A 25,187-nucleotide genomic window follows, 5' to 3' on the forward strand; every position below is an offset into this window, starting at 1 on the left:
CCTTCCTTACTCAGCACTGCTGCTGAAATCGAGATCTTGGCCTGGCTGAAGGGAGATAACTGCCTTCTTCCAGTCATTACGCTTGCCCAGACCGCGAGCAGTGCGCTTGCTCTTACCCAGAACATTCAGGGTAGTAACACGCTCTACTTTCACGCTGAACAGGCTTTCGACGGCCTTCTTGATTTCCAGCTTGGTTGCGTCAGTTGCAACCTTGAAAACGAACTGGCCTTTCTTGTCAGCCAGAACCGTAGCCTTTTCGGAAACGTGCGGGCCAAGCAGAACTTTAAATACGCGTTCCTGGTTCATCCCAGCAGCTCCTCGAATTTCTTCACGGCCGACACGGTGATCAACACCTTGTCGTATGCGATCAGACTAACTGGATCGGAACCTTGCACGTCACGTACATCAACGTGTGGCAGGTTACGAGCAGCCAGGTACAGGTTCTGATCAACAGCTTCAGACACGATCAAAACATCGGTCAGGCTCATGTTGTTCAGTTTGCCCAGCAGATCTTTGGTTTTCGGGCTTTCAACAGCGAAGTCCTGAACCACGACCAGACGGTCAGTACGCACCAGTTCAGCAAGGATGGAGCGCAGAGCTGCGCGGTACATCTTCTTGTTGAGCTTCTGCGAGTGATCCTGCGGACGAGCTGCGAAAGTGGTACCACCGCCACGCCAGATTGGGCTACGGATAGTACCGGCACGAGCACGGCCAGTACCTTTCTGACGCCAAGGGCGCTTACCGCCACCACGTACGTCGGAACGGGTCTTTTGCTGCTTGCTACCTTGACGGCCGCCGGCCATGTAGGCCACGACTGCTTGGTGAACCAGCGTCTCGTTGAATTCGCCGCCAAATGTCAGTTCGGAAACTTCGATCGCTTGAGCGTCATTTACATTTAATTGCATGTCAGCTTCCCCTTAACCGCGAGCCTTGGCCGCTGGACGTACAACCAGGTTGCCGCCAGTAGCGCCAGGAACAGCACCCTTGACCAACAACAGATTGCGTTCAGCGTCGACGCGCACTACTTCGAGGGACTGCACGGTCACGCGCTCAGCGCCCATATGACCGGACATTTTTTTGCCCTTGAATACACGACCAGGAGTCTGGCACTGGCCAATAGAGCCCGGGACGCGGTGGGAGACGGAGTTACCGTGAGTGTTGTCTTGGCCACGGAAATTCCAACGCTTGATCGTACCCTGGAAGCCTTTACCTTTGGACTGACCGGTTACATCAACCAGTTGACCAGCAGCGAAGATTTCAGCGTTGATCAGATCGCCAGCCTGGTAGTCGCCATCTTCGAGACGGAACTCCATAACAGTGCGACCAGCTGCAACGTTTGCTTTAGCGAAGTGACCTGCTTGAGCAGCAGTCACACGCGAAGCACGACGCTCGCCGACAGTGACTTGCACTGCACGATAGCCATCGGTTTCTTCAGTTTTGAACTGGGTGACGCGATTCGGCTCGATCTCAATGACCGTGACCGGAATGGAGACACCTTCTTCGGTGAAAATACGGGTCATACCGCATTTACGACCGACTACACCAATAGTCATGTTGTAAACCTCATGAGTGTACGGGGCTTTCACCCGCTATGGCCGCCCATTTCAGAGCGTTACACGACTAAGACCCAAGTCTTAGCCGAGGCTGATCTGTACTTCCACACCGGCCGCCAGATCGAGCTTCATAAGTGCATCAACGGTTTTATCCGTTGGCTGGACGATGTCCAGTACGCGCTTATGAGTACGGATCTCGTACTGGTCACGCGCGTCTTTGTTGACGTGCGGGGAGACCAGAACGGTGAACCGCTCTTTACGGGTAGGCAGTGGAATTGGACCACGCACTTGAGCACCAGTACGTTTCGCGGTTTCCACGATTTCCTGGGTGGATTGGTCGATCAGGCGATGGTCAAAAGCCTTCAACCTGATACGGATTTGCTGATTTTGCATTGGATTTCAGACTCCGGCTGCTATTCCCAGCGAGCGCAATACGCCCGTTAAAAGGAGGCGCAATTCTATAGACGGCCCTGATAGGTGTCAACCCAATAAAAAAGGCCCCCGCTGAGCGGGGGCCTTTTCAAAACATCAGAGCTATCTCAGAAGAGATAATTACTCGATGATTTTAGCTACAACGCCAGCACCAACGGTACGGCCGCCTTCACGGATAGCGAAGCGCAGGCCGTCTTCCATAGCGATGGTTTTGATCAGGGTAACAGTCATTTGAATGTTATCGCCTGGCATTACCATTTCTACGCCTTCTGGCAATTCGCAGTTACCGGTCACGTCAGTAGTACGGAAGTAGAACTGTGGACGGTAGCCTTTGAAGAACGGAGTGTGACGACCGCCTTCTTCCTTGCTCAGAACGTAAACTTCTGCGGTGAACTTGGTGTGCGGCTTAACCGAACCTGGCTTAACCAGAACCTGGCCACGCTCAACGTCGTCACGCTTGGTACCACGCAGCAGAACGCCGCAGTTCTCGCCAGCACGACCTTCGTCGAGCAGTTTACGGAACATTTCAACACCGGTGCAGGTGGTGACGGTGGTGTCACGCAGACCAACGATTTCCAGTGGATCCTGAACGCGAACGATACCGCGCTCGATACGACCAGTCACAACAGTACCACGACCGGAGATCGAGAATACGTCTTCGATTGGCATCAGGAACGGCTTGTCGGTCAGACGAACTGGCTCTGGGATGTAGGAATCCAGAGTTTCAACCAGCTTACGAACGGCAGTGGTGCCCATTTCGTTGTCGTCTTTGCCTTCCAGAGCCATACGAGCAGAACCGATGATGATCGGAGTGTCGTCGCCTGGGAAGTCGTAAGTGCTCAGCAGATCGCGCACTTCCATCTCAACCAGTTCCAGCAGCTCAGCGTCGTCTACCAGGTCAGCCTTGTTCAGGAAGACCACGATGTACGGAACGCCTACCTGACGGGACAGCAGGATGTGCTCACGGGTTTGTGGCATCGGACCATCAGCGGCCGAGCAAACCAGGATAGCGCCGTCCATCTGGGCAGCACCAGTGATCATGTTCTTCACATAGTCAGCGTGACCTGGGCAGTCAACGTGAGCGTAGTGACGAATAGTCGAGTTGTACTCAACGTGCGCGGTGTTGATGGTGATACCACGAGCTTTTTCTTCTGGTGCGCTGTCGATCTTGTCGAAGTCAACACGAGCCGAACCGAAAACTTCGGAGCAAACGCGAGTCAGAGCAGCAGTCAGAGTGGTTTTACCGTGGTCAACGTGACCGATGGTGCCAACGTTGACGTGCGGTAGGGAACGATCAAATTTTTCTTTAGCCACGACAATTAACTCCTTGCCTAAAGGACTGAATCAGCCTTGTTTTTTGGATACAGTTTCAGCGATGTGCGCCGGAGCTGTGTTGTATTTTTTGAATTCCATAGAGTAGCTTGCGCGACCCTGGGACATGGAGCGAACGTCGGTCGCATAACCGAACATCTCACCCAACGGAACCTCGGCGCGAATCACTTTGCCGGAAACCGTGTCTTCCATACCCAAGATCATGCCGCGACGACGGTTAAGGTCGCCCATGACATCACCCATATAGTCTTCAGGTGTAACAACTTCTACCGCCATGATTGGCTCAAGCAACTCACCACCGCCCTTCTGGGCCAGTTGCTTGGTTGCCATGGAAGCAGCCACCTTAAACGCCATCTCGTTGGAGTCGACGTCGTGGTAAGAACCGTCAAAAACGGTTGCTTTCAGGCCGATCAGCGGATAGCCGGCAACAACACCGTTCTTCATCTGCTCTTCGATACCCTTCTGGATAGCAGGGATGTATTCCTTAGGAACAACACCACCTACTACTTCGTTCACGAATTGCAGACCTTCCTGACCTTCGTCAGCAGGAGCAAAACGGATCCAGCAGTGACCGAACTGACCACGACCGCCGGACTGACGAACGAACTTGCCTTCGATTTCGCAATTCTTCGTGATGCGCTCACGATAGGAAACCTGAGGCTTACCGATGTTGGCTTCGACGTTGAACTCACGGCGCATCCGGTCAACCAGGATGTCCAGGTGAAGCTCGCCCATGCCAGAGATGATCGTTTGACCAGTCTCTTCATCAGTCTTGACGCGGAAAGATGGATCTTCCTGAGCAAGTTTGCCCAGAGCGATACCCATTTTTTCCTGGTCATCCTTGGTCTTAGGCTCTACGGCAACCGAAATAACCGGCTCCGGGAAGTCCATCCGAACCAGGATGATTGGCTTGGCAGCGTCGCACAAAGTCTCACCAGTGGTGACGTCCTTCATGCCGATCAGGGCCGCGATGTCACCAGCGCGCACTTCCTTGATCTCTTCACGGGCGTTTGCGTGCATTTGCACCATACGACCCACGCGCTCTTTCTTGCCTTTAACCGAGTTGATCACGCCGTCGCCGGAGGCCAACACGCCCGAGTAAACGCGGACGAAGGTCAAAGTACCCACGAATGGGTCGGTTGCGATCTTGAACGCCAAAGCCGAGAACGGCTCGCTGTCATCGGCGTGACGCTCCATCTCTTCTTCCTCGTTATCCGGGTTGGTACCCTTGATAGCAGGAATGTCGGTTGGAGCCGGCAGGTAGTCGATAACGGCGTCGAGAACCAGGGGAACACCCTTGTTCTTGAAGGAAGAACCACAAACAGCCAAGACGATCTCACCAGCGATAGTACGCTGACGCAGAGCAGCCTTGATTTCCACGTTGGTGAGTTCTTCACCTTCGAGGTACTTGTTCATCAGCTCTTCGCTGGCTTCGGCAGCAGCCTCAACCATGTTGTTACGCCACTCGTCAGCCAGTTCCTGCAGCTCTGCAGGGATAGGCTTGCGAACAGGAACCATACCTTTGTCGGAATCATTCCAGTAGACCGCTTCCATGTTGATCAGATCGATCTGACCCTGGAAGTTGTCTTCGGAACCGATAGCCAATTGGATTGGCACCGGGGTGTGACCCAGACGCTGCTTGATCTGACCGATCACGCGCAGGAAGTTGGCGCCAGCACGGTCCATCTTGTTTACGTAAACAAGACGTGGAACACCGTACTTGTTGGCTTGACGCCATACGGTTTCCGACTGCGGCTCAACACCCGAGGTACCGCAGAACACAACGACAGCGCCGTCGAGTACGCGCAGGGAACGTTCAACTTCAATGGTGAAGTCTACGTGGCCCGGGGTATCGATTACGTTGAAACGGTGCTCGTCTTTGTACTGCTTCTCGGAACCTTTCCAGAAGGCGGTAATAGCAGCAGAAGTAATGGTAATACCACGCTCCTGCTCCTGAACCATCCAGTCTGTGGTCGCGGCGCCGTCATGCACCTCGCCCATTTTGTGACTTTTGCCGGTGTAAAACAGTACGCGCTCAGTGGTGGTGGTTTTACCAGCATCCACGTGAGCAACGATACCGATGTTACGGTAGCGGCTAATCGGAGTAGTACGAGCCATAAAGCCCTCGCAAAATTAGTGAAGCTAAGATTAGAAGCGGTAGTGCGAGAAAGCTTTGTTAGCTTCAGCCATACGGTGCACGTCTTCACGCTTCTTAACAGCAGCACCTTTACCTTCAGCAGCGTCCAACAGCTCGCCGGCCAAACGCAGAGCCATAGACTTCTCGCCGCGCTTACGGGCGAAGTCTACCAACCAGCGCATTGCCAGAGCGTTACGACGGGACGGGCGAACTTCGACCGGAACCTGGTAAGTAGCACCGCCTACACGGCGCGACTTCACTTCGACCAGCGGAGCGATGGCGTCGAGAGCTTTCTCGAAGATTTCCAGGGGATCGCTGTTCTTGCGTTCTTTAACCTTTTCCAGCGCGCCATAAACGATACGCTCGGCAACGGCTTTCTTGCCGCTTTCCATCACGTGGTTCATGAACTTGGCCAGGATTTGGCTTCCGTATTTTGGATCGTCAAGCACTTCGCGCTTGGCTGCTACGCGTCTTCTTGGCATGGATAAGCCCTCAAACGGTCTTCAGGTTCGCTCGGAATCGGTGCCCTTTCGGGACGCCTCCGACCTTACTCTTATCGACTCAGAAAATAAGATGATTCAGTGTTACAAAAAGCCGCTACTACTTAGGCTTCTTGGTACCGTACTTCGAACGACCCTGGTTACGACCTTTAACGCCGGAAGTATCCAAGGAGCCGCGTACGGTGTGGTAACGAACACCTGGCAAGTCTTTTACACGACCGCCGCGGATCAGTACCACGCTGTGCTCTTGCAGGTTGTGACCTTCACCACCGATGTACGAGGAAACCTCGAAACCGTTGGTCAGGCGCACACGGCATACTTTACGCAGTGCCGAGTTAGGTTTTTTCGGCGTAGTGGTATACACGCGAGTGCATACGCCACGACGTTGCGGGCAGTTCTGCAGCGCAGGTACGTCGGATTTCTCGACGATACGCTTACGCGGCTGACGTACCAGCTGGTTGATAGTTGCCATCTACTAGCTCCACTGTTGTCTTGCGACGCTATTGTCTTGCAAGAAAAGCAAAATGGCAGGAACGAATTCCCGCCAAATTTAGGGGTACAAGAGTCTAAAGAGGATCTTGTCCCCAGTCAAGGCAAGGCCCCGACCTCCCCTCTCATCGAACCGGGACAAAACTGCCTCGATCCGACGAATGGGGGCTGTCAGGGCCCGGTCTTATTTATCGCAGAACTCAGTTACCGCTAGAGTTCAGCGCTTCGGTCAGTGCAGCTTCCACTTCACTGGCGCTTACGCGCAACGGTTTGTCAGCATCACGGCGACGCTTACGCTCGCTGTGGTAAGCCAAACCGGTACCGGCTGGGATCAGACGACCCACAACCACGTTTTCTTTCAGGCCGCGCAGGTAATCGCGCTTGCCGGTTACCGCTGCTTCGGTCAGTACGCGAGTGGTCTCCTGGAAGGAGGCCGCCGAGATGAACGACTCAGTGGACAACGACGCCTTGGTGATACCCAGCAACACGCGAGTGAACTTGGAGACAAATTTGTCTTCCGCGGCCAGACGCTCGTTTTCCACCAGTACGTGAGTCAGTTCCATCTGGTCGCCCTTGATGAAACTGGAATCGCCGGATTCAGCGATTTCAACTTTACGCAGCATCTGACGCAGGATCGTCTCGATGTGCTTATCGTTGATCTTCACGCCTTGCAGGCGGTAAACGTCCTGGATCTCGTTAACGATGTACTTGGCCAGCGCACTCACACCCAGCAGACGCAGGATGTCGTGTGGATCGCTTGGGCCGTCGGAGATAACTTCGCCGCGGTTTACCTGTTCGCCTTCGAAGACGTTGAGGTGACGCCACTTCGGAATCAGCTCTTCGTACGGATCGCTACCGTCGTTCGGCGTAATAACCAGACGGCGCTTGCCTTTGGTTTCCTTACCGAATGCGATGGTACCGCTGACTTCAGCCAGAATCGACGCTTCTTTCGGACGACGCGCTTCGAACAAGTCGGCAACACGCGGCAGACCACCGGTGATGTCACGGGTCTTCGAAGTTTCTTGCGGGATACGCGCGATAACATCACCGATCGCGATCTTCGCACCATCCGCTACACCGACCAGGGCGTTGGCTGGCAGGAAGTACTGAGCGATTACGTCAGTGCCTGGCAGCAACAAGTCCTTGCCGTTGTCATCGACCATCTTCACGGCAGGACGGATGTCTTTACCGGCAGCTGGACGATCTTTCGCATCGAGTACTTCAATGTTGGTCATACCGGTCAATTCGTCAGTCTGACGCTTGATCGTGATGCCTTCTTCCATGCCCACGTAGGTCACGGTACCTTTCATTTCGGTAACGATTGGGTGAGTGTGCGGATCCCACTTGGCCACGATTGCGCCAGCGTCGACCTTGTCACCTTCTTTAACCGAAATCACAGCACCGTACGGCAGCTTGTAACGCTCGCGCTCACGACCGTAGTCATCAGCGATTGCCAGCTCACCGGAACGGGACACAGCAACCAGGTGGCCATCCACTCGCTCAACGTGTTTCAGGTTGTGCAGACGGACAGTACCGCCATTCTTCACCTGAACGCTGTCAGCTGCGGAGGTACGGCTTGCCGCACCACCGATGTGGAACGTACGCATGGTCAGCTGGGTACCCGGCTCACCGATGGACTGGGCAGCGATAACGCCGACCGCTTCACCGATGTTCACCTGGTGACCACGAGCCAAGTCACGGCCGTAGCACTTGGCACAAATGCCGTAGCGGGTTTCGCAGCTGATCGGCGAGCGAACGATCACTTCGTCGATGCTGTTGAGTTCGATGAACTCGACCCACTTCTCGTCTACCAGAGTACCGGCAGGAACGATAACTTCCTCGGTGCCTGGCTTGAATACGTCACGGGCAATCACACGACCCAATACGCGCTCACCCAGCGGCTCTACAACGTCACCGCCTTCAATGTGCGGAGTCATCAGCAGGCCGTGCTCGGTGCCGCAATCGATCTCGGTGACAACCAGATCTTGTGCAACGTCTACCAGACGACGAGTCAGGTAACCGGAGTTAGCGGTTTTCAACGCGGTATCCGCAAGACCCTTACGAGCACCGTGAGTGGAGATGAAGTACTGAAGTACGCTCAAACCTTCACGGAAGTTCGCAGTAATCGGCGTTTCGATGATGGAACCGTCCGGCTTGGCCATCAGGCCACGCATACCGGCGAGCTGACGGATCTGCGCAGCAGAACCCCGTGCGCCCGAGTCGGCCATCATGTACATCGAGTTGAAGGACTCTTGGTCAACTTCGTCGCCGTGACGGTCGATGACTTTCTCTTTCGAGAGGTTGGCCATCATCGCCTTGGAAACTTCGTCGTTCGCCTTCGACCAAAGGTCGATTACCTTGTTGTACTTCTCGCCCTGGGTTACCAGGCCGGAGGCGTACTGGCTTTCGATCTCTTTCACTTCGTCGGTGGCAGCACCGATGATGCGGGCTTTTTCATCCGGGATAACGAAGTCGTTAACACCGATGGAAACGCCGGAAATGGTCGAGTAAGCAAAACCGGTGTACATCAACTGGTCAGCGAAGATCACGGTCTCTTTCAAACCAACCACGCGGTAGCACTGGTTGATCAGCTTGGAGATCGCCTTTTTCTTCATCGGCAGGTTGACGACGTCGTACGACAGGCCTTTTGGTACAACCTGATACAACAGCGCACGGCCGACGGTGGTGTCGACAATACGGGTGTTGGTCACGCTGCCGCCATCACGGTCGTTGACGGTTTCGTTGATCCGCACTTTGACCTTGGCGTGCAGTGCGGCTTCGCCGGCACGGAACACACGGTCAACTTCTTGCAGGTCAGCGAACACACGACCTTCGCCCTTGGCGTTGATCGCTTCACGGGTCATGTAGTACAGACCCAATACAACGTCCTGCGACGGAACGATGATTGGCTCACCGTTGGCTGGCGACAGAATGTTGTTGGTCGACATCATCAACGCGCGCGCTTCCAACTGGGCTTCCAGTGTCAGCGGTACGTGCACGGCCATTTGGTCGCCGTCGAAGTCGGCGTTGTACGCAGCACAGACCAGCGGGTGCAGCTGGATAGCCTTACCTTCGATCAGTACCGGTTCAAACGCCTGGATACCCAGACGGTGAAGGGTCGGTGCACGGTTGAGGAGAACCGGGTGTTCGCGGATCACTTCAGCGAGAACGTCCCAAACCTCTGGCAGTTCGCGCTCGACCATTTTCTTGGCCGCTTTGATGGTGGTCGCGAGACCGCGCATTTCCAGCTTGCCGAAGATGAACGGCTTGAACAGCTCCAGAGCCATCTTCTTAGGCAGACCGCACTGGTGCAGACGCAGGGTCGGGCCTACGGTAATTACCGAACGACCGGAGTAGTCAACACGCTTACCGAGCAAGTTCTGACGGAAACGACCTTGCTTACCCTTGATCATGTCAGCCAGGGATTTCAGAGGACGCTTGTTGGAACCAGTGATAGCGCGGCCACGACGACCGTTGTCGAGCAAGGCGTCGACCGCTTCTTGCAACATACGCTTTTCGTTGCGCACGATGATGTCCGGCGCGGACAGATCGAGCAGGCGCTTCAAGCGGTTGTTACGGTTGATCACGCGGCGGTACAGGTCGTTGAGGTCGGACGTCGCGAAACGACCACCGTCCAACGGTACCAGCGGACGCAGGTCTGGCGGCAGAACCGGCAGAACGGTCAGCACCATCCACTCTGGCAAGTTGCCGGAACCCTGGAAGGCTTCCATCAACTTCAGACGCTTGGACAGCTTCTTGATCTTGGTTTCGGAGTTGGTTTGCGGAATTTCTTCACGCAGACGGCCAATCTCGTGCTCCAGGTCGATAGCGTGCAGCAGTTCGCGGACAGCTTCGGCACCCATGCGGGCATCGAAATCGTCGCCGAACTCTTCCAGCGCTTCGAAATACTGCTCGTCGTTCAGCAGCTGACCTTTTTCAAGGGTGGTCATGCCTGGATCGATAACGACATAGCTCTCGAAGTAGAGAACGCGTTCGATATCACGCAGAGTCATGTCCATCAGCAAGCCGATACGGGACGGCAGCGATTTCAGGAACCAGATATGGGCAACTGGCGAAGCCAGTTCGATGTGCGCCATGCGCTCACGACGAACCTTGGCCAGTGCAACTTCAACGCCGCACTTCTCGCAGATCACACCACGGTGCTTCAAGCGCTTGTACTTACCGCACAGGCACTCGTAATCCTTTACCGGGCCAAAGATCTTGGCGCAGAACAGGCCGTCACGCTCAGGTTTGAACGTACGGTAGTTGATGGTTTCCGGCTTTTTAACTTCACCGAACGACCACGAACGGATCATCTCAGGCGATGCCAATCCAATACGGATGGCGTCGAACTCTTCGACTTGACCCTGGTTTTTCAGCAAATTCAGTAGGTCTTTCAAGGCCTTTCCTCCTGGCGGAGCAGAGAGCGGGCTAAACGGCCCCGCTCTCGATTCGCGTCACGTGTTATTCGGTTTCCAGATCGATATCGATGCCGAGGGAACGAATTTCTTTGATCAACACGTTGAAGGACTCGGGCATGCCCGGCTCCATACGGTGATCGCCGTCCACGATGTTTTTGTACATCTTGGTCCGGCCGTTCACATCGTCCGACTTCACTGTGAGCATTTCTTGCAGAGTGTAAGCAGCACCGTATGCTTCCAGTGCCCAGACCTCCATCTCCCCGAAACGCTGACCACCGAACTGAGCCTTACCACCCAGCGGCTGCTGGGTAACGAGGCTGTACGAACCGGTAGAACGAGCGTGCATCTTGTCGTCTACCAAGTGGTTCAGCTTCAGCATGTACATGTAGCCAACAGTAACCGGGCGCTCGAACTTGTTGCCGGTACGGCCGTCGAACAGCTGCATCTGGCCGCTTTCTGGCAGGTCTGCCAGTTTCAGCATGGCCTTGATTTCGCTTTCCTTGGCACCGTCGAACACCGGGGTAGCCATTGGAACGCCGCCGCGCAGGTTCTTCGCCAGATCCAGGATTTCCTGGTCGGAGAAGGTGTCCAGCTCTTCGTTGCGACCGCCGATCTCGTTGTAGATCTCGTGCAGGAACTTACGCAGGTCTGCGACCTTGCGCTGCTCTTCGATCATACGGTTGATCTTCTCGCCCAGACCTTTGGCCGCGAGGCCCAGGTGGGTTTCAAGGATCTGACCAACGTTCATACGCGAAGGTACGCCCAACGGGTTGAGGACGACGTCGACCGGGGTGCCATTGGCATCGTGCGGCATGTCTTCAACCGGCATGATCACGGAGACCACACCCTTGTTACCGTGACGACCAGCCATCTTGTCGCCCGGCTGGATGCGGCGACGGATTGCCAGGTAAACCTTGACGATTTTCAGCACGCCTGGAGCCAGGTCATCGCCCTGCTGCAGTTTGCGCTTCTTGTCTTCAAACTTGTCGTCCAGCAGACGGCGACGATCAACGATGTAGGCCTGAGCCTTCTCGAGCTGCTCGTTCAGAGCATCTTCAGCCATGCGCAGTTTGAACCACTGGCCGTGCTCAAGACCGTCGAGGATTTCGTCGGTGATGTCCTGACCTTTCTTCAGACCTGCGCCGCCTTCAGCCTTGTGGCCTACCAGGGCGGAACGCAGACGTTCGAAGGTCGCGCCTTCAACGATACGGAACTCTTCGTTCAGGTCCTTGCGGATCTCGTCGAGCTGGGTCTTCTCGATGGACAGTGCACGAGCATCACGCTCAACGCCGTCACGGGTGAAGACCTGTACGTCGATGACAGTACCCTTGGTACCGGTAGGCACACGCAGGGAGGTGTCTTTAACGTCGCTGGCTTTTTCACCGAAGATGGCACGCAGCAGTTTTTCTTCCGGAGTCAGTTGAGTCTCGCCTTTCGGGGTGACCTTACCTACCAGGATGTCGCCTGCGCCTACTTCAGCACCTACGTAAACGATACCGGCTTCGTCCAGCTTGTTCAGTGCAGCTTCACCCACGTTCGGGATGTCTGCAGTGATTTCCTCAGGCCCAAGCTTGGTGTCACGTGCCACACAGGTCAGTTCCTGAATGTGGATCGTGGTGAAGCGGTCTTCTTGAACAACACGCTCGGACAGGCAGATGGAGTCTTCGAAGTTGAAGCCGTTCCATGCCATGAACGCGATACGCATGTTCTGGCCCAGAGCCAGCTCACCCATATCGGTGGACGGGCCATCAGCCATGATGTCGCTGCGCTGAACGCGATCACCCTTGCTCACCAGCGGACGCTGGTTGATGCAGGTGTTCTGGTTCGAGCGGGTGTATTTGGTCAGGTTGTAGATGTCGACACCGGCTTCGCCAGTTTCTACTTCGTCATCGGCAACACGAACCACGATACGGCTGGCATCAACGGAATCGATCACGCCGCCACGACGAGCCACGACGCAAACGCCGGAGTCACGAGCTACGTTACGCTCCATGCCGGTACCTACCAGCGGCTTGTCGGCGCGCAGGGTCGGTACAGCTTGACGCTGCATGTTGGAACCCATCAACGCACGGTTGGCGTCATCGTGCTCCAGGAACGGGATCAGCGACGCTGCAACCGACACTACCTGCTTCGGCGACACGTCCATCAAGGTGACGTCTTCCGGCGCCTTGACGGTGAACTCGTTCAAGTGACGAACAGCTACCAGCTCGTCGACCAGGACTTTCTTGTCGTTCATCGTGGCCGAAGCCTGAGCGATCACGTGATCAGCTTCTTCGATGGCGGACAGGAACACGATCTCGTCGGTGACCAGAGCGTCTTTCACCACGCGGTACGGGCTCTCGAGGAAGCCGTACTGGTTGGTGCGCGCATAAGCGGCCAGGGAGTTGATCAGACCGATGTTCGGACCTTCCGGCGTTTCGATCGGGCAAACACGACCGTAGTGCGTCGGGTGTACGTCACGAACTTCAAAGCCAGCACGCTCACGGGTCAGACCGCCCGGGCCCAGTGCAGATACACGGCGCTTGTGGGTGATCTCGGAGAGCGGGTTGTTCTGGTCCATGAACTGGGAAAGCTGGCTGGAACCGAAGAACTCTTTCACCGCCGCAGCCACTGGCTTGGCGTTGATCAGGTCTTGCGGCATCAGGCCTTCGCTTTCAGCCATCGACAGACGCTCTTTGACCGCACGCTCAACACGTACCAGGCCAACGCGGAACTGGTTCTCGGCCATTTCGCCTACACAGCGAACACGACGGTTACCCAGGTGGTCGATGTCATCGACGATGCCTTTGCCGTTACGGATGTCGACCAGGGTCTTCAGTACCGCGACGATGTCTTCCTTGCACAGCACGCCCGAACCTTCGATCTCGGTACGACCGATACGACGGTTGAACTTCATCCGGCCGACCGCAGACAGGTCATAGCGCTCAGGGCTGAAGAACAGGTTGTTGAACAGGGTTTCGGCAGCGTCTTTGGTTGGTGGCTCACCAGGACGCATCATGCGATAGATCTCGACCAGCGCTTCCAATTGGTTGCTGGTGGAGTCGATCTTCAGCGTGTCGGAAATGAACGGACCGCAGTCGATGTCGTTGGTATACAGGGTCTCGATGCGAACAACCTGAGCCTTGGCGATTTTGGCCAGGATTTCGGTGTTCAGCTCGGTGTTGCACTCAGCCAGGATTTCGCCTGTAGCTGGGTGAACGATGACCTTGGCGGTCGTGCGGCCAAGGACGTAGTCCAGAGGCACTTCCAGCTCTTTGATACCGGCTTTTTCGATCTGGTTGATGTGGCGCGCAGTGATACGACGGCCAGCTTCAACAATGACCTTGCCCTTTTCATCCTGAATGTCCAGGACAGCAATTTCACCACGCAGACGCGAAGCAATCAGCTCCAGCTTGAGGGTTTCATCCTTCAGGCTGAATACGTTGGTGGTGTAGAAGGCGTCCAGCACTTGCTCAGTGGTGTAGCCGAGCGCGCGCAGCAGTACCGAGGCCGGCAGCTTGCGACGACGGTCGATACGCACGAACACGCAGTCTTTCGGATCGAACTCGAAGTCCAACCACGAACCACGGTAAGGAATGATCCGCGCGGAGTACAGGAGCTTACCAGAGCTGTGCGTCTTGCCGCGGTCGTGGTCGAAGAACACGCCCGGGGAACGGTGCAGCTGGGAAACGATCACACGTTCGGTACCGTTGATAACGAAGGTACCGTTCTCAGTCATCAGTGGGATTTCGCCCATGTAGACTTCTTGCTCTTTGATGTCCTTGATCGCTTTGTTCGACGATTCTTTGTCGAAAATGATCAGACGGACTTTTACCCGCAAAGGTACGGCGTACGTAACACCGCGCAACACGCATTCTTTGACATCAAATGCCGGTTCGCCCAGGCGATAACCGACGTACTCCAGCGCAGCATTGCCGGAGTAGCTGATGATCGGGAAAACGGATTTGAAGGCCGCATGCAGGCCCACGTCGCGGAACTGATCTTTGGTCGCTCCCGCCTGCAAGAATTCACGATACGAATCCAGCTGGATAGCCAGAAGGTACGGGACATCCATGACGTCCGGCAACTTGCTAAAGTCCTTGCGGATACGTTTTTTCTCAGTATATGAGTAAGCCATCAGCGTTCCCCAGCTTGGTCACCTGCTTGTTTGGCCCCCCCCGACGGGAGCAGCCAGAAAATCTCGCAAACCCCATGGTTTGCACCACCGCATCGGGTGGCTACAGCGCGTTAATGGCGGCGACCGAGTCGTCAGCCAAGAACGGAAAAAGGCCGGTGGCAAGAGCCACCAGCCATCAGCCTTCAGCTTAACGCTTGGGCTGGAGACGCAAGGTCGATGCTTACTTCAGCTCGACTTTAGCGCCTGCTTCTTCCAGTGCTGCTTTGGCTTTGTCAGCTGCGTCTTTGGTAACAGCTTCCAGAACCTGGGCAGGAGCGCCGTCAACTACAGCCTTGGCTTCTTTCAGGCCCAGACCGGTCAGTTCACGTACTGCCTTGATCACGTTTACTTTCTTCTCGCCAGCTTCCAGCAGCATGACGTTGAATTCGGTTTGCTCTTCAGCAGCAACAGCAGCAACAGCTGGGCCAGCGGAAGCAGCGGCAGCGGAAACGCCGAATTTTTCTTCGAAAGCTTTGATCAGCTCAACAACCTGCAGAACCGACATTTCAGCTACGGCGTTGAGGATATCGTCTTGGGAGATAGACATTGCTGTATTTCCTGAATTGGGGGACGGCCTACTCGGCCATCGAAATAAACAAAAATACGCGAGAGAAGTCGCTCAGCCTTAGGCTGCGGCAGCTTCTTTTTGCTCGCGAACTGCGGCCAGAGTACGAGCCAGCTTGCTGGTAGCGCCTTGAATCACGCTCATCAGCTGCGAAATGGCTTCGTCGCGGGTCGGCAGTGTTGCCAGTACGTCGATTTGGTTAGCTGCGAGGAACTTGCCCTCGAACGCAGCTGCCTTGATCTCGAACTTTTCCTGACTCTTGGCGAATTCTTTGAACAAACGGGCAGCAGCGCCTGGATGTTCTTTGGAGAACGCGATCAGAGTCGGGCCGGTGAACACGTCGTTGAGGACACTGTATTCAGTGTCAGCAACAGCGCGCTTGAGCAGGGTGTTACGTACAACACGTACGTATACGCCAGCTTCACGAGCCTCTTTACGGAGTCCGGTCATAGCGCCTACTGTCACACCACGGGCATCAGCCACGACAGCGGACAGAGCAGCTTTGGCAGCCTCGTTGACTTCAGCGACGATGGCCTTCTTGTCTTCGAGATTAATTGCCACGGGTTTAACTCCTGCTTGTTACCGTTTCATCTGGCCGGAGCCGGATGTCGTTTTGGTGTCTGATTCGGTAAGGAACCGGGAGCACCATCTGCGTAGGCTTGTGGTTTAAGACTTGCGCCGCCTACGGTCTTGGATAGCCCCCGCCAGGCAGGGACCCCAATTTTTTCAATTGGCGCGATCGCTCGCGCCAATCTGTGTCTTATACGTCCAGCGAACCTTGGTCGATGACCAGACCTGGGCCCATAGTGGTGCTCAGGGTAACGCGCTTGACGTAGATACCTTTCGAGGAAGCTGGCTTGATACGCTTCAGATCAGCGATCAGGGCTTCAACGTTTTCCTTCAGCTTGACGGCGTCGAAGCCGACCTTGCCAACGGAGGTGTGAATGATGCCGTTTTTGTCGGTGCGATAACGAACCTGACCAGCCTTGGCGTTTTTAACCGCGGTGGCTACGTCTGGCGTTACAGTGCCGACTTTAGGGTTAGGCATCAGACCACGTGGACCGAGGATCTGACCCAACTGACCCACAACGCGCATTGCATCCGGGGAAGCAATAACGACGTCGTAGTTCAGGTCGCCGCCTTTCATTTCGGCAGCCAGGTCGTCCATGCCAACGCGATCAGCGCCGGCGGCCAGAGCAGCTTCAGCTGCCGGGCCTTGGGTGAAGACAGCTACACGTACAGTCTTGCCAGTACCGTGTGGCAGCACAGTTGCGCTACGAACGACCTGGTCGGATTTACGTGGGTCAACGCCCAGGTTTACAGCAACGTCAACGGACTCGCTGAACTTGACAGTCGACAGCTCGGTCAGCAGAGCAGCAGCGTCTACAAAATTGTAGGACTTGCCCGCTTCGATTTTGCCGGCGATAGCCTTTTGACGCTTGGTCAGCTTAGCCATTACACACCCTCCACGTTAAGGCCCATGCTACGAGCAGAACCGGCGATGGTACGCACGGCTGCATCCATATCAGCTGCAGTCAGATCCGCGTTTTTGGTTTTCGCGATTTCTTCCAGCTGAGCACGAGTTACGGTGCCAACCTTAACGGTGTTAGGACGAGCGGAACCGCTAGTCAGACCAGCAGCTTTCTTCAGCAGAACCGAAGCCGGGGTCGACTTGGTTTCGAAAGTGAAGCTACGGTCGCTGTATACAGTGATGATCACTGGAGTCGGCAGACCTGGCTCAAGACCCTGAGTACGGGCGTTGAAGGCCTTGCAGAATTCCATGATGTTCACGCCGTGCTGACCCAGAGCTGGACCAACAGGTGGACTTGGGTTGGCCTGAGCGGCCTTCACTTGCAGCTTGATGTAAGCGGTAATCTTCTTGGCCATGAGGCACTCCAATTACGGGTTCAAGCGCCTCGAAAGGCTCCCCGGTTACTTGCGCGTTTATCCCAGTGACGACAAAACCCCACAGCCTAAGGCTGCGGGGTTGGGATGCTTGCTCAGCTAGACCTTCTCGACCTGGCTGAACTCCAGCTCTACCGGAGTAGAGCGACCGAAAATGAGCACCGCCACTTGGATCCGGCTCTTTTCGTAGTTAACTTCTTCGACAGTACCGTTGAAATCAGCAAACGGACCATCTGTGACACGAACAACCTCACCCGGCTCGAACAACGTCTTCGGCTTAGGCTTGTCGCTACCATCAGCAACGCGGCGCAGAATCGCTTCTGCTTCTTTGTCAGTGATAGGAGCAGGCTTATCAGCGGTACCGCCAATGAAACCCATGACACGAGGGGTATCCTTGACCAAGTGCCAAGTACCTTCATTCATGTCCATCTGAACCAGCACATAGCCTGGGAAGAACTTGCGTTCACTCTTGCGCTTCTGGCCATTCCGCATTTCAACCACTTCTTCAGTGGGAACCAGAATTTCGCCGAAACCATCTTCCATGCCTGCCAGCTTTACGCGCTCTAGCAAAGAGCGCATAACATGCTTCTCGTAACCCGAGTAAGCATGCACAACGTACCAACGCTTAGCCACGGGACACCCTTAGCCAACAATCAAGGAAACAAGCCAGCCGAGCAGGGAATCAAGCCCCCACAACAGCAACGCCATAACCAGAACAACAGCCACAACGATCAACGTGGTCTGCGTGGTTTCTTGGCGAGTCGGCCAAACGACTTTACGAATTTCGGTGCGAGCTTCCTTTACCAGGACCGCGAAAGACTTGCCTTTGGCAGTCTGCAGGCCTACAAAGGCAGCAACAGCAGCAAGAGCAAGCAAAGCGAGCACGCGGTACAGGATCGGCGAAGCAGAATAGTACTGATTGCCAACAACGCCTACGACCACCAAGGCGACTACAGCGAGCCACTTGACCAGATCGAAACGAGAGCTTTGAGCTTCAGCCTTAGGAGTCATCTATGAAGATCCTGTGAAAAGAAAGCCAGATACACCACGTGAATCTGGCAGGTCAGGAGGGAATCGAACCCCCAACCTACGGTTTTGGAGACCGTCGCTCTGCCAATTGAGCTACTGACCTAAAACAAAATCAGGCCGACCATTATGCAGGCCTGAAAAAGACTTTACAACAACCAACCCCACTAGACTTGAAATCACCTGACCATAAGAGCCAGATACACACCAACAAGCCGAGGCAGCTGTTAAAACAAAGGCAGATATTTTCATATCTGCCTTGTCATATGGAGCTCTTGAGCGGATTTGAACCGCTGACCTCACCCTTACCAAGGGTGTGCTCTACCAACTGAGCTACAAGAGCGAAACATCTTGCACAACCTGCAAACTTGGAGCGGGTAGCGGGAATCGAACCCGCATCATCAGCTTGGAAGGCTGAGGTTCTACCACTAAACTATACCCGCGGAGCTTGCAGCTCACGCTAAAAATGGTGGAGGGGGAAGGATTCGAACCTTCGAAGTCGTAGACGTCAGATTTACAGTCTGATCCCTTTGGCCGCTCGGGAACCCCTCCTAAGCGAGCCGGCATTTTACATCACGCCGGCCTTCTGTCAAGCATTTTCTCATTTAAAAATATGAGGTTAGCTGCGTTGACCTTCGCTTCACGCTGTAGGCCTTAAAGGTCTTCACTGCGAAGCGGGCGCCATTCTATGCAAACTATTCGAGAGATGCAACGCCTTCGCACAACATTATTTTATGTTTTAACTCATTGAATTCCTTAGCAAGGTTTTCAAATGGCAGATCCTCAGCCAGGCGTCGGCTTTCAGGGGCTACACGCAGCCAATAGCCGGAAGCATCGACAGTATTCAGCAATTGAACCTTGACCTTTATATCCAGGCTCGTGAGCCGCTGCTCAACGGCCTGCGCCTGTCGCTGGTCCGCAAAGCCACCAATGTACAAACACGTATTTTGCGCATCAGCTGCCTTTGCACGCTCTTTGCGCGCTACAACGTCAGAGGATTCGCTGAGCAGTCGGATGTCCTGTTGCGACCCCTTGTAAAGGCTCAGGGGCGTGACATCTTTGGCGCGCAACGGTGCTTCTTGTTGATGCCAAATGTAATAGAAGGCGTTGAGGACGAGTAAAAGCAAAAACAACCAACGCATAATCACCTCAGGACAAAGGGCAAGCCATCGCCAAACCGACAAAAACCAGATCTGGAACGAGTCTGGCCTGCGGGACTGCATCTACCACCAAATCGGCGTCCCCTCCGGTGAGAAAAACAGTGAAATCATCACCCCAGTAGCTTCGCGCCAACTCCAACTGAGTCAGTACGAACCCTCTCAGCATAAGCGTACAACCTCGTTCCACGGCCTCAGCAGTCGTACGACCTGGAGAGAGTCGTTCCATCGCCCTTTCAGCAGCAGCGTCGTCGTAGCGTATCTTGCGTGTATGAGTTCGCAACTGGTTGCGCATGAGCGGCATACCCGGGCAAATGAAACCGCCAAGGTGCTCACCGTCCGCGGCAATAAAATCCGCCGTGGCTGCCGTACCAAAATCAAGCACCAAGCAAGCGCCGCGTGCCAGCTTGAATCCACCGAGCATTGCCAACCAGCGATCAAGGCCCAGACGCTCAAAATCTTCGTAGCCGTTGCGCACTCCTGCCATCTCACGCGCAGGCACAGCACAGGAAACAGCAACCCCGAAAGCCTCATGCAGTGCCTCGACCAGTTTGCTTGTTTCTTCCAGGGCACGAACACTCACCAATCGGCAACGCGTTAGCAACAGTCCGGGAAGCGCCACAAGGCTGTCAATCAATGCCAGGTCTGAACCGACAACCCCTTCCGCCGACGCACGCGTATCACCGACATCAAGCACACGCCACTTGATAAAGCTATTCCCGCAGTCGAGCTCAAGAATCATCACGCAACCTCAGGCTTAGCTCACCACCACTGTATATTTTCTCAACACCATCAACACTCAAGCGCAATGCCCCCTGGTGATCGACCCCCAGTACAACTCCATCAATTTGGTGGACACCCGCAATAAGGGATACCGGACGCCCCTGCCAAGCGTGATTCTGCTCCCACTCTTCTTGAAGCGCGATAAAACCGCCCAGGCGGTGCCGCTCAAGGTAGTCTTGCAACTGCAACCCCAATCGCGCCACCAAAGCGTTACGATCCACCGGAGAGCCTGTCTGTAACTGAAGTGAAGTCCATTGCTGGTCCACATCGTCGGCTCTCTGCATATTCACGTTGATGCCTATTCCAAGGACAACGTGACAGATATCCGCAGGGTCACCGACCAACTCCAGCAAAATGCCGGCAATCTTCTTCTGACCCACCAGAACATCGTTAGGCCATTTCAGCTCTGCCCCCTGCACACCAGACTCGCGCAAGGCCTGCATGACCGCCAAGCCCACAACCAGGCTCAGCCCCTCCAACTGCCGAAGCCCCGACTCGATGCGCAATACGAGGCTGTAATACACATTCTGCGCAAATGGACTCACCCACTTCCGCCCCCTCCGCCCCCGGCCGGCCGTTTGCTGCTCCGCAAGCACTAGAAACGGCGCCTCGCACCCGGCACCAACAAGACGCAAGGCTTCAGCATTTGTGGAGTCAATGGAGTCAGATATATGAATGGGCCACACCAAGGAGGGCGCATTCAGCGCAATATCTTCAGCAGTCAAGAACACCAGCGGTGACGCCAACTGGTACCCCTTCCCTCGCACCTTATGTATGGGCAGATTCAATTCTGCTTCCAGGTGCTGGAGTTGCTTCCAGACAGCACTGCGGCTAACACCAAGGGCGGCGCCCAGCGCTTCCCCCGAGTGGAATCGGCCATCTTTCAGAAGTTTTAACAGCGTCAGCATGCAAATATCGCCTCACAATGAGGCACGCATGATAGCCATGCGCAGGGTCATTGCATAGAAACGCAGGACTTTAGCACTGAAGGTCGCCGAAAAATGGACATTTCCATGCTTTTCGACCGCCCCAAAAAAAACCCCATCTGCTTTCGCAGATGGGGTTTCGGAATTTAATCTTGACGATGACCTACTCTCACATGGGGAAACCCCACACTACCATCGGCGATGCATCGTTTCACTGCTGAGTTCGGGATGGGATCAGGTGGTTCCAATGCTCTATGGTCGTCAAGAAATTCGGGTACTGAGTCGTGACCAGTTGGCCTCGCTTCAGCAAATTGGGTATGTGACAGATCGGTGTTTTGTGAGATATCGAACTTTCGGTTCGTATCATCTTCACACACCGCAATCTGATGCTCGTTAGAGTAATCAAATTGCTTGGGTGTTATATGGTCAAGCCTCACGGGCAATTAGTATTGGTTAGCTCAACGCCTCACAGCGCTTACACACCCAACCTATCAACGTCGTAGTCTTCGACGGCCCTTCAGGGGACTCAAGGTCCCAGTGAGATCTCATCTTGAGGCTAGTTTCCCGCTTAGATGCTTTCAGCGGTTATCTATTCCGAACATAGCTACCCGGCAATGCCACTGGCGTGACAACCGGAACACCAGAGGTTCGTCCACTCCGGTCCTCTCGTACTAGGAGCAGCCCCTCTCAAATCTCAAACGTCCACGGCAGATAGGGACCGAACTGTCTCACGACGTTCTAAACCCAGCTCGCGTACCACTTTAAATGGCGAACAGCCATACCCTTGGGACCGGCTTCAGCCCCAGGATGTGATGAGCCGACATCGAGGTGCCAAACACCGCCGTCGATATGAACTCTTGGGCGGTATCAGCCTGTTATCCCCGGAGTACCTTTTATCCGTTGAGCGATGGCCCTTCCATACAGAACCACCGGATCACTAAGACCTACTTTCGTACCTGCTCGACGTGTCTGTCTCGCAGTCAAGCGCGCTTTTGCCTTTATACTCTACGACCGATTTCCGACCGGTCTGAGCGCACCTTCGTACTCCTCCGTTACTCTTTAGGAGGAGACCGCCCCAGTCAAACTACCCACCATACACTGTCCTCGATCCGGATAACGGACCTGAGTTAGAACCTCAAAGTTGCCAGGGTGGTATTTCAAGGATGGCTCCACGCGAACTGGCGTCCACGCTTCAAAGCCTCCCACCTATCCTACACAAGCAAATTCAAAGTCCAGTGCAAAGCTATAGTAAAGGTTCACGGGGTCTTTCCGTCTAGCCGCGGATACACTGCATCTTCACAGCGATTTCAATTTCACTGAGTCTCGGGTGGAGACAGCGCCGCCATCGTTACGCCATTCGTGCAGGTCGGAACTTACCCGACAAGGAATTTCGCTACCTTAGGACCGTTATAGTTACGGCCGCCGTTTACCGGGGCTTCGATCAAGAGCTTCGCGTTAGCTAACCCCATCAATTAACCTTCCGGCACCGGGCAGGCGTCACACCCTATACGTCCACTTTCGTGTTTGCAGAGTGCTGTGTTTTTAATAAACAGTCGCAGCGGCCTGGTATCTTCGACCGGCATGAGCTTACGGAGCAAGTCCTTCACCCTCACCGGCGCACCTTCTCCCGAAGTTACGGTGCCATTTTGCCTAGTTCCTTCACCCGAGTTCTCTCAAGCGCCTTGGTATTCTCTACCCAACCACCTGTGTCGGTTTGGGGTACGGTTCCTGGTTACCTGAAGCTTAGAAGCTTTTCTTGGAAGCATGGCATCAACCACTTCGTTAACTAAAAGTTAACTCGTCATCAGCTCTCGGCCTTAAGATCCCGGATTTACCTAAGATCTCAGCCTACCACCTTAAACTTGGACAACCAACGCCAAGCTGGCCTAGCCTTCTCCGTCCCTCCATCGCAATAACCAGAAGTACAGGAATATTAACCTGTTTTCCATCGACTACGCTTTTCAGCCTCGCCTTAGGGACCGACTAACCCTGCGTCGATTAACGTTGCGCAGGAAACCTTGGTCTTTCGGCGTGGGTGTTTTTCACACCCATTGTCGTTACTCATGTCAGCATTCGCACTTCTGATACCTCCAGCAAGCTTCTCAACTCACCTTCACAGGCTTACAGAACGCTCCTCTACCGCATCACTTACGTGATACCCGTAGCTTCGGTGTATGGTTTGAGCCCCGTTACATCTTCCGCGCAGGCCGACTCGACTAGTGAGCTATTACGCTTTCTTTAAAGGGTGGCTGCTTCTAAGCCAACCTCCTAGCTGTCTAAGCCTTCCCACATCGTTTCCCACTTAACCATAACTTTGGGACCTTAGCTGACGGTCTGGGTTGTTTCCCTTTTCACGACGGACGTTAGCACCCGCCGTGTGTCTCCCATGCTCGGCACTTGTAGGTATTCGGAGTTTGCATCGGTTTGGTAAGTCGGGATGACCCCCTAGCCGAAACAGTGCTCTACCCCCTACAGTGATACATGAGGCGCTACCTAAATAGCTTTCGAGGAGAACCAGCTATCTCCGAGCTTGATTAGCCTTTCACTCCGATCCACAGGTCATCCGCTAACTTTTCAACGGTAGTCGGTTCGGTCCTCCAGTTAGTGTTACCCAACCTTCAACCTGCCCATGGATAGATCGCCCGGTTTCGGGTCTATTCCCAGCGACTAGACGCCCTATTAAGACTCGCTTTCGCTACGCCTCCCCTATTCGGTTAAGCTCGCCACTGAAAATAAGTCGCTGACCCATTATACAAAAGGTACGCAGTCACCTAACAAAGTAGGCTCCCACTGCTTGTACGCATACGGTTTCAGGATCTATTTCACTCCCCTCTCCGGGGTTCTTTTCGCCTTTCCCTCACGGTACTAGTTCACTATCGGTCAGTCAGTAGTATTTAGCCTTGGAGGATGGTCCCCCCATATTCAGACAAAGTTTCTCGTGCTCCGTCCTACTCGATTTCATGACTAAGAGATTTTCGCGTACAGGGCTATCACCCACTATGGCCGCACTTTCCAGAGCGTTCCGCTAATCTCAAAGCCACTTAAGGGCTAGTCCCCGTTCGCTCGCCACTACTAAGGGAATCTCGGTTGATTTCTTTTCCTCAGGGTACTTAGATGTTTCAGTTCCCCTGGTTCGCCTCTTGCACCTATGTATTCAGTACAAGATAACCATCTTATGATGGCTGGGTTCCCCCATTCAGACATCTCCGGATCAAAGTCTGTTTGCCGACTCCCCGAAGCTTTTCGCAGGCTACCACGTCTTTCATCGCCTCTGACTGCCAAGGCATCCACCGTATGCGCTTCTTCACTTGACCATATAACCCCAAGCAATCTGGTTATACTGTGAAGACAACATTCGCCGAAAATTCGAATTTCTCAACTAAGAGAACTCACAAATTTTACCTTAGCCTGATCCGTTACCAGTGAAAGTAACGTTCAGTCTATCTTTCTATCACATACCCAAATTTTTAAAGAACGATCTAATCAAAGACTAGAAATCAACATTCATCATCAACCTGATGGAATGCTCATTTCTAAGCTTTCAAAACTGTCAGAAGCAGTAGTGGTGGAGCCAAACGGGATCGAACCGTTGACCTCCTGCGTGCAAGGCAGGCGCTCTCCCAGCTGAGCTATGGCCCCGTATTTCTACAGGCGTTTCCCACACAAAATTGGTGGGTCTGGGCAGATTCGAACTGCCGACCTCACCCTTATCAGGGGTGCGCTCTAACCAACTGAGCTACAGACCCAATTTCGGGCTGCTTCTTATCGTCTTCTTCAATGAATCAAGCAATTCGTGTGGGAACTT

General features: G+C 54.5%; 19 protein-coding genes, 6 tRNA genes and 2 rRNA genes. All 27 read right to left on the bottom strand.

Annotation, left to right across the window (positions count from 1 at the left end; all coding sequences use genetic code 11):
- Positions 1 to 6: 6 nt before the first annotated feature.
- The 27 genes from rplW to AB4N92_RS09260 all read right to left on the bottom strand — a co-directional run bounded on the left by rplW (position 7) and on the right by AB4N92_RS09260 (position 25,128).
- On the bottom strand, positions 7 to 306 hold the full coding sequence (gene rplW, locus AB4N92_RS09130; RefSeq protein ID WP_002555488.1) for a 50S ribosomal protein L23: 300 nt from the start codon (positions 304 to 306) through the stop codon (positions 7 to 9).
- The gene (gene rplD / locus AB4N92_RS09135; protein WP_003176424.1) at positions 303 to 905 is read right to left on the bottom strand and encodes a 50S ribosomal protein L4; all 603 of its coding nucleotides are present in this window, start codon (positions 903 to 905) and stop codon (positions 303 to 305) included. Before rplD ends, rplW begins: the two co-directional genes overlap by 4 nt.
- A 12-nt stretch (positions 906 to 917) precedes the next feature.
- Positions 918 to 1,553 (bottom strand): 50S ribosomal protein L3, encoded by a 636-nt coding sequence (gene rplC, locus AB4N92_RS09140; protein WP_003194649.1) that lies wholly within the window; start codon positions 1,551 to 1,553, stop codon positions 918 to 920.
- Positions 1,554 to 1,634: 81 nt separating this feature from the next.
- On the bottom strand, positions 1,635 to 1,946 hold the full coding sequence (gene rpsJ, locus AB4N92_RS09145) for a 30S ribosomal protein S10 (protein WP_003186070.1): 312 nt from the start codon (positions 1,944 to 1,946) through the stop codon (positions 1,635 to 1,637).
- 159 nt (positions 1,947 to 2,105) lie between these two features.
- Positions 2,106 to 3,299 carry an elongation factor Tu gene (gene tuf / locus AB4N92_RS09150; protein WP_010206920.1) on the bottom strand — a complete coding sequence of 398 codons (1,194 nt, stop codon included), beginning with the start codon at positions 3,297 to 3,299 and terminating at the stop codon, positions 2,106 to 2,108.
- 30 nt (positions 3,300 to 3,329) lie between these two features.
- Positions 3,330 to 5,435 carry an elongation factor G gene (fusA, locus tag AB4N92_RS09155; protein WP_010206921.1) on the bottom strand — a complete coding sequence of 702 codons (2,106 nt, stop codon included), beginning with the start codon at positions 5,433 to 5,435 and terminating at the stop codon, positions 3,330 to 3,332.
- Between the two features lie 30 nt (positions 5,436 to 5,465).
- Positions 5,466 to 5,936 carry a 30S ribosomal protein S7 gene (rpsG, locus tag AB4N92_RS09160; RefSeq protein WP_002555493.1) on the bottom strand — a complete coding sequence of 157 codons (471 nt, stop codon included), beginning with the start codon at positions 5,934 to 5,936 and terminating at the stop codon, positions 5,466 to 5,468.
- Positions 5,937 to 6,054: 118 nt separating this feature from the next.
- A complete protein-coding gene (gene rpsL, locus AB4N92_RS09165) occupies positions 6,055 to 6,426 on the bottom strand; it encodes a 30S ribosomal protein S12 (protein ID WP_002555494.1) in 372 nt (123 codons plus the stop codon).
- A 217-nt stretch (positions 6,427 to 6,643) separates the two neighbouring features.
- A complete protein-coding gene (rpoC, locus tag AB4N92_RS09170) occupies positions 6,644 to 10,843 on the bottom strand; it encodes a DNA-directed RNA polymerase subunit beta' (protein ID WP_010206924.1) in 4,200 nt (1,399 codons plus the stop codon).
- A 64-nt stretch (positions 10,844 to 10,907) separates the two neighbouring features.
- On the bottom strand, positions 10,908 to 14,981 hold the full coding sequence (rpoB, locus tag AB4N92_RS09175; RefSeq protein ID WP_010206926.1) for a DNA-directed RNA polymerase subunit beta: 4,074 nt from the start codon (positions 14,979 to 14,981) through the stop codon (positions 10,908 to 10,910).
- A 220-nt stretch (positions 14,982 to 15,201) separates the two neighbouring features.
- Entirely contained in the window at positions 15,202 to 15,567 is a 366-nt protein-coding gene (gene rplL / locus AB4N92_RS09180) for a 50S ribosomal protein L7/L12 (RefSeq protein ID WP_021492993.1), read from the bottom strand.
- A gap of 78 nt (positions 15,568 to 15,645) precedes the next feature.
- Positions 15,646 to 16,146 carry a 50S ribosomal protein L10 gene (gene rplJ, locus AB4N92_RS09185; protein ID WP_010206364.1) on the bottom strand — a complete coding sequence of 167 codons (501 nt, stop codon included), beginning with the start codon at positions 16,144 to 16,146 and terminating at the stop codon, positions 15,646 to 15,648.
- Between the two features lie 199 nt (positions 16,147 to 16,345).
- A complete protein-coding gene (gene rplA, locus AB4N92_RS09190; RefSeq protein ID WP_003176434.1) occupies positions 16,346 to 17,041 on the bottom strand; it encodes a 50S ribosomal protein L1 in 696 nt (231 codons plus the stop codon).
- Entirely contained in the window at positions 17,041 to 17,472 is a 432-nt protein-coding gene (gene rplK / locus AB4N92_RS09195; protein ID WP_003176435.1) for a 50S ribosomal protein L11, read from the bottom strand. Before rplK ends, rplA begins: the two co-directional genes overlap by 1 nt.
- Positions 17,473 to 17,589: 117 nt before the next feature.
- The gene (nusG, locus tag AB4N92_RS09200) at positions 17,590 to 18,123 is read right to left on the bottom strand and encodes a transcription termination/antitermination protein NusG (protein ID WP_003176436.1); all 534 of its coding nucleotides are present in this window, start codon (positions 18,121 to 18,123) and stop codon (positions 17,590 to 17,592) included.
- Positions 18,124 to 18,132: 9 nt separating this feature from the next.
- Positions 18,133 to 18,501 (bottom strand): preprotein translocase subunit SecE, encoded by a 369-nt coding sequence (secE, locus tag AB4N92_RS09205; protein ID WP_003194658.1) that lies wholly within the window; start codon positions 18,499 to 18,501, stop codon positions 18,133 to 18,135.
- Positions 18,502 to 18,546: 45 nt separating this feature from the next.
- Positions 18,547 to 18,622: transfer RNA gene (locus tag AB4N92_RS09210), tRNA-Trp, on the bottom strand.
- 161 nt (positions 18,623 to 18,783) lie between these two features.
- A tRNA-Thr gene (locus AB4N92_RS09215) sits at positions 18,784 to 18,859 on the bottom strand.
- Positions 18,860 to 18,885: 26 nt separating this feature from the next.
- Positions 18,886 to 18,959: transfer RNA gene (locus tag AB4N92_RS09220), tRNA-Gly, on the bottom strand.
- Positions 18,960 to 18,983: 24 nt separating this feature from the next.
- Positions 18,984 to 19,068 (bottom strand) — tRNA-Tyr (locus AB4N92_RS09225).
- A 143-nt stretch (positions 19,069 to 19,211) separates the two neighbouring features.
- On the bottom strand, positions 19,212 to 19,658 hold the full coding sequence (locus AB4N92_RS09230) for a hypothetical protein (protein ID WP_010206929.1): 447 nt from the start codon (positions 19,656 to 19,658) through the stop codon (positions 19,212 to 19,214).
- A 7-nt stretch (positions 19,659 to 19,665) separates the two neighbouring features.
- Positions 19,666 to 20,415: a pantothenate kinase gene (locus AB4N92_RS09235; RefSeq protein WP_010206930.1), complete on the bottom strand. Its 750-nt coding sequence runs from the start codon at positions 20,413 to 20,415 to the stop codon at positions 19,666 to 19,668.
- Positions 20,405 to 21,364, bottom strand: a complete 960-nt coding sequence (gene birA / locus AB4N92_RS09240; protein ID WP_044287967.1) for a bifunctional biotin--[acetyl-CoA-carboxylase] ligase/biotin operon repressor BirA — start codon at positions 21,362 to 21,364, stop codon at positions 20,405 to 20,407. Before birA ends, AB4N92_RS09235 begins: the two co-directional genes overlap by 11 nt.
- Before the next feature lie 168 nt (positions 21,365 to 21,532).
- A 5S ribosomal RNA gene (gene rrf / locus AB4N92_RS09245) occupies positions 21,533 to 21,648 on the bottom strand.
- A 156-nt stretch (positions 21,649 to 21,804) separates the two neighbouring features.
- Positions 21,805 to 24,696: ribosomal RNA gene (locus AB4N92_RS09250) — 23S ribosomal RNA — on the bottom strand.
- A 249-nt stretch (positions 24,697 to 24,945) separates the two neighbouring features.
- A tRNA-Ala gene (locus tag AB4N92_RS09255) sits at positions 24,946 to 25,021 on the bottom strand.
- Between the two features lie 30 nt (positions 25,022 to 25,051).
- A tRNA-Ile gene (locus tag AB4N92_RS09260) sits at positions 25,052 to 25,128 on the bottom strand.
- Positions 25,129 to 25,187: the final 59 nt, after the last annotated feature.

The organism is Pseudomonas sp. S3_A09 (genome assembly GCF_054668065.1).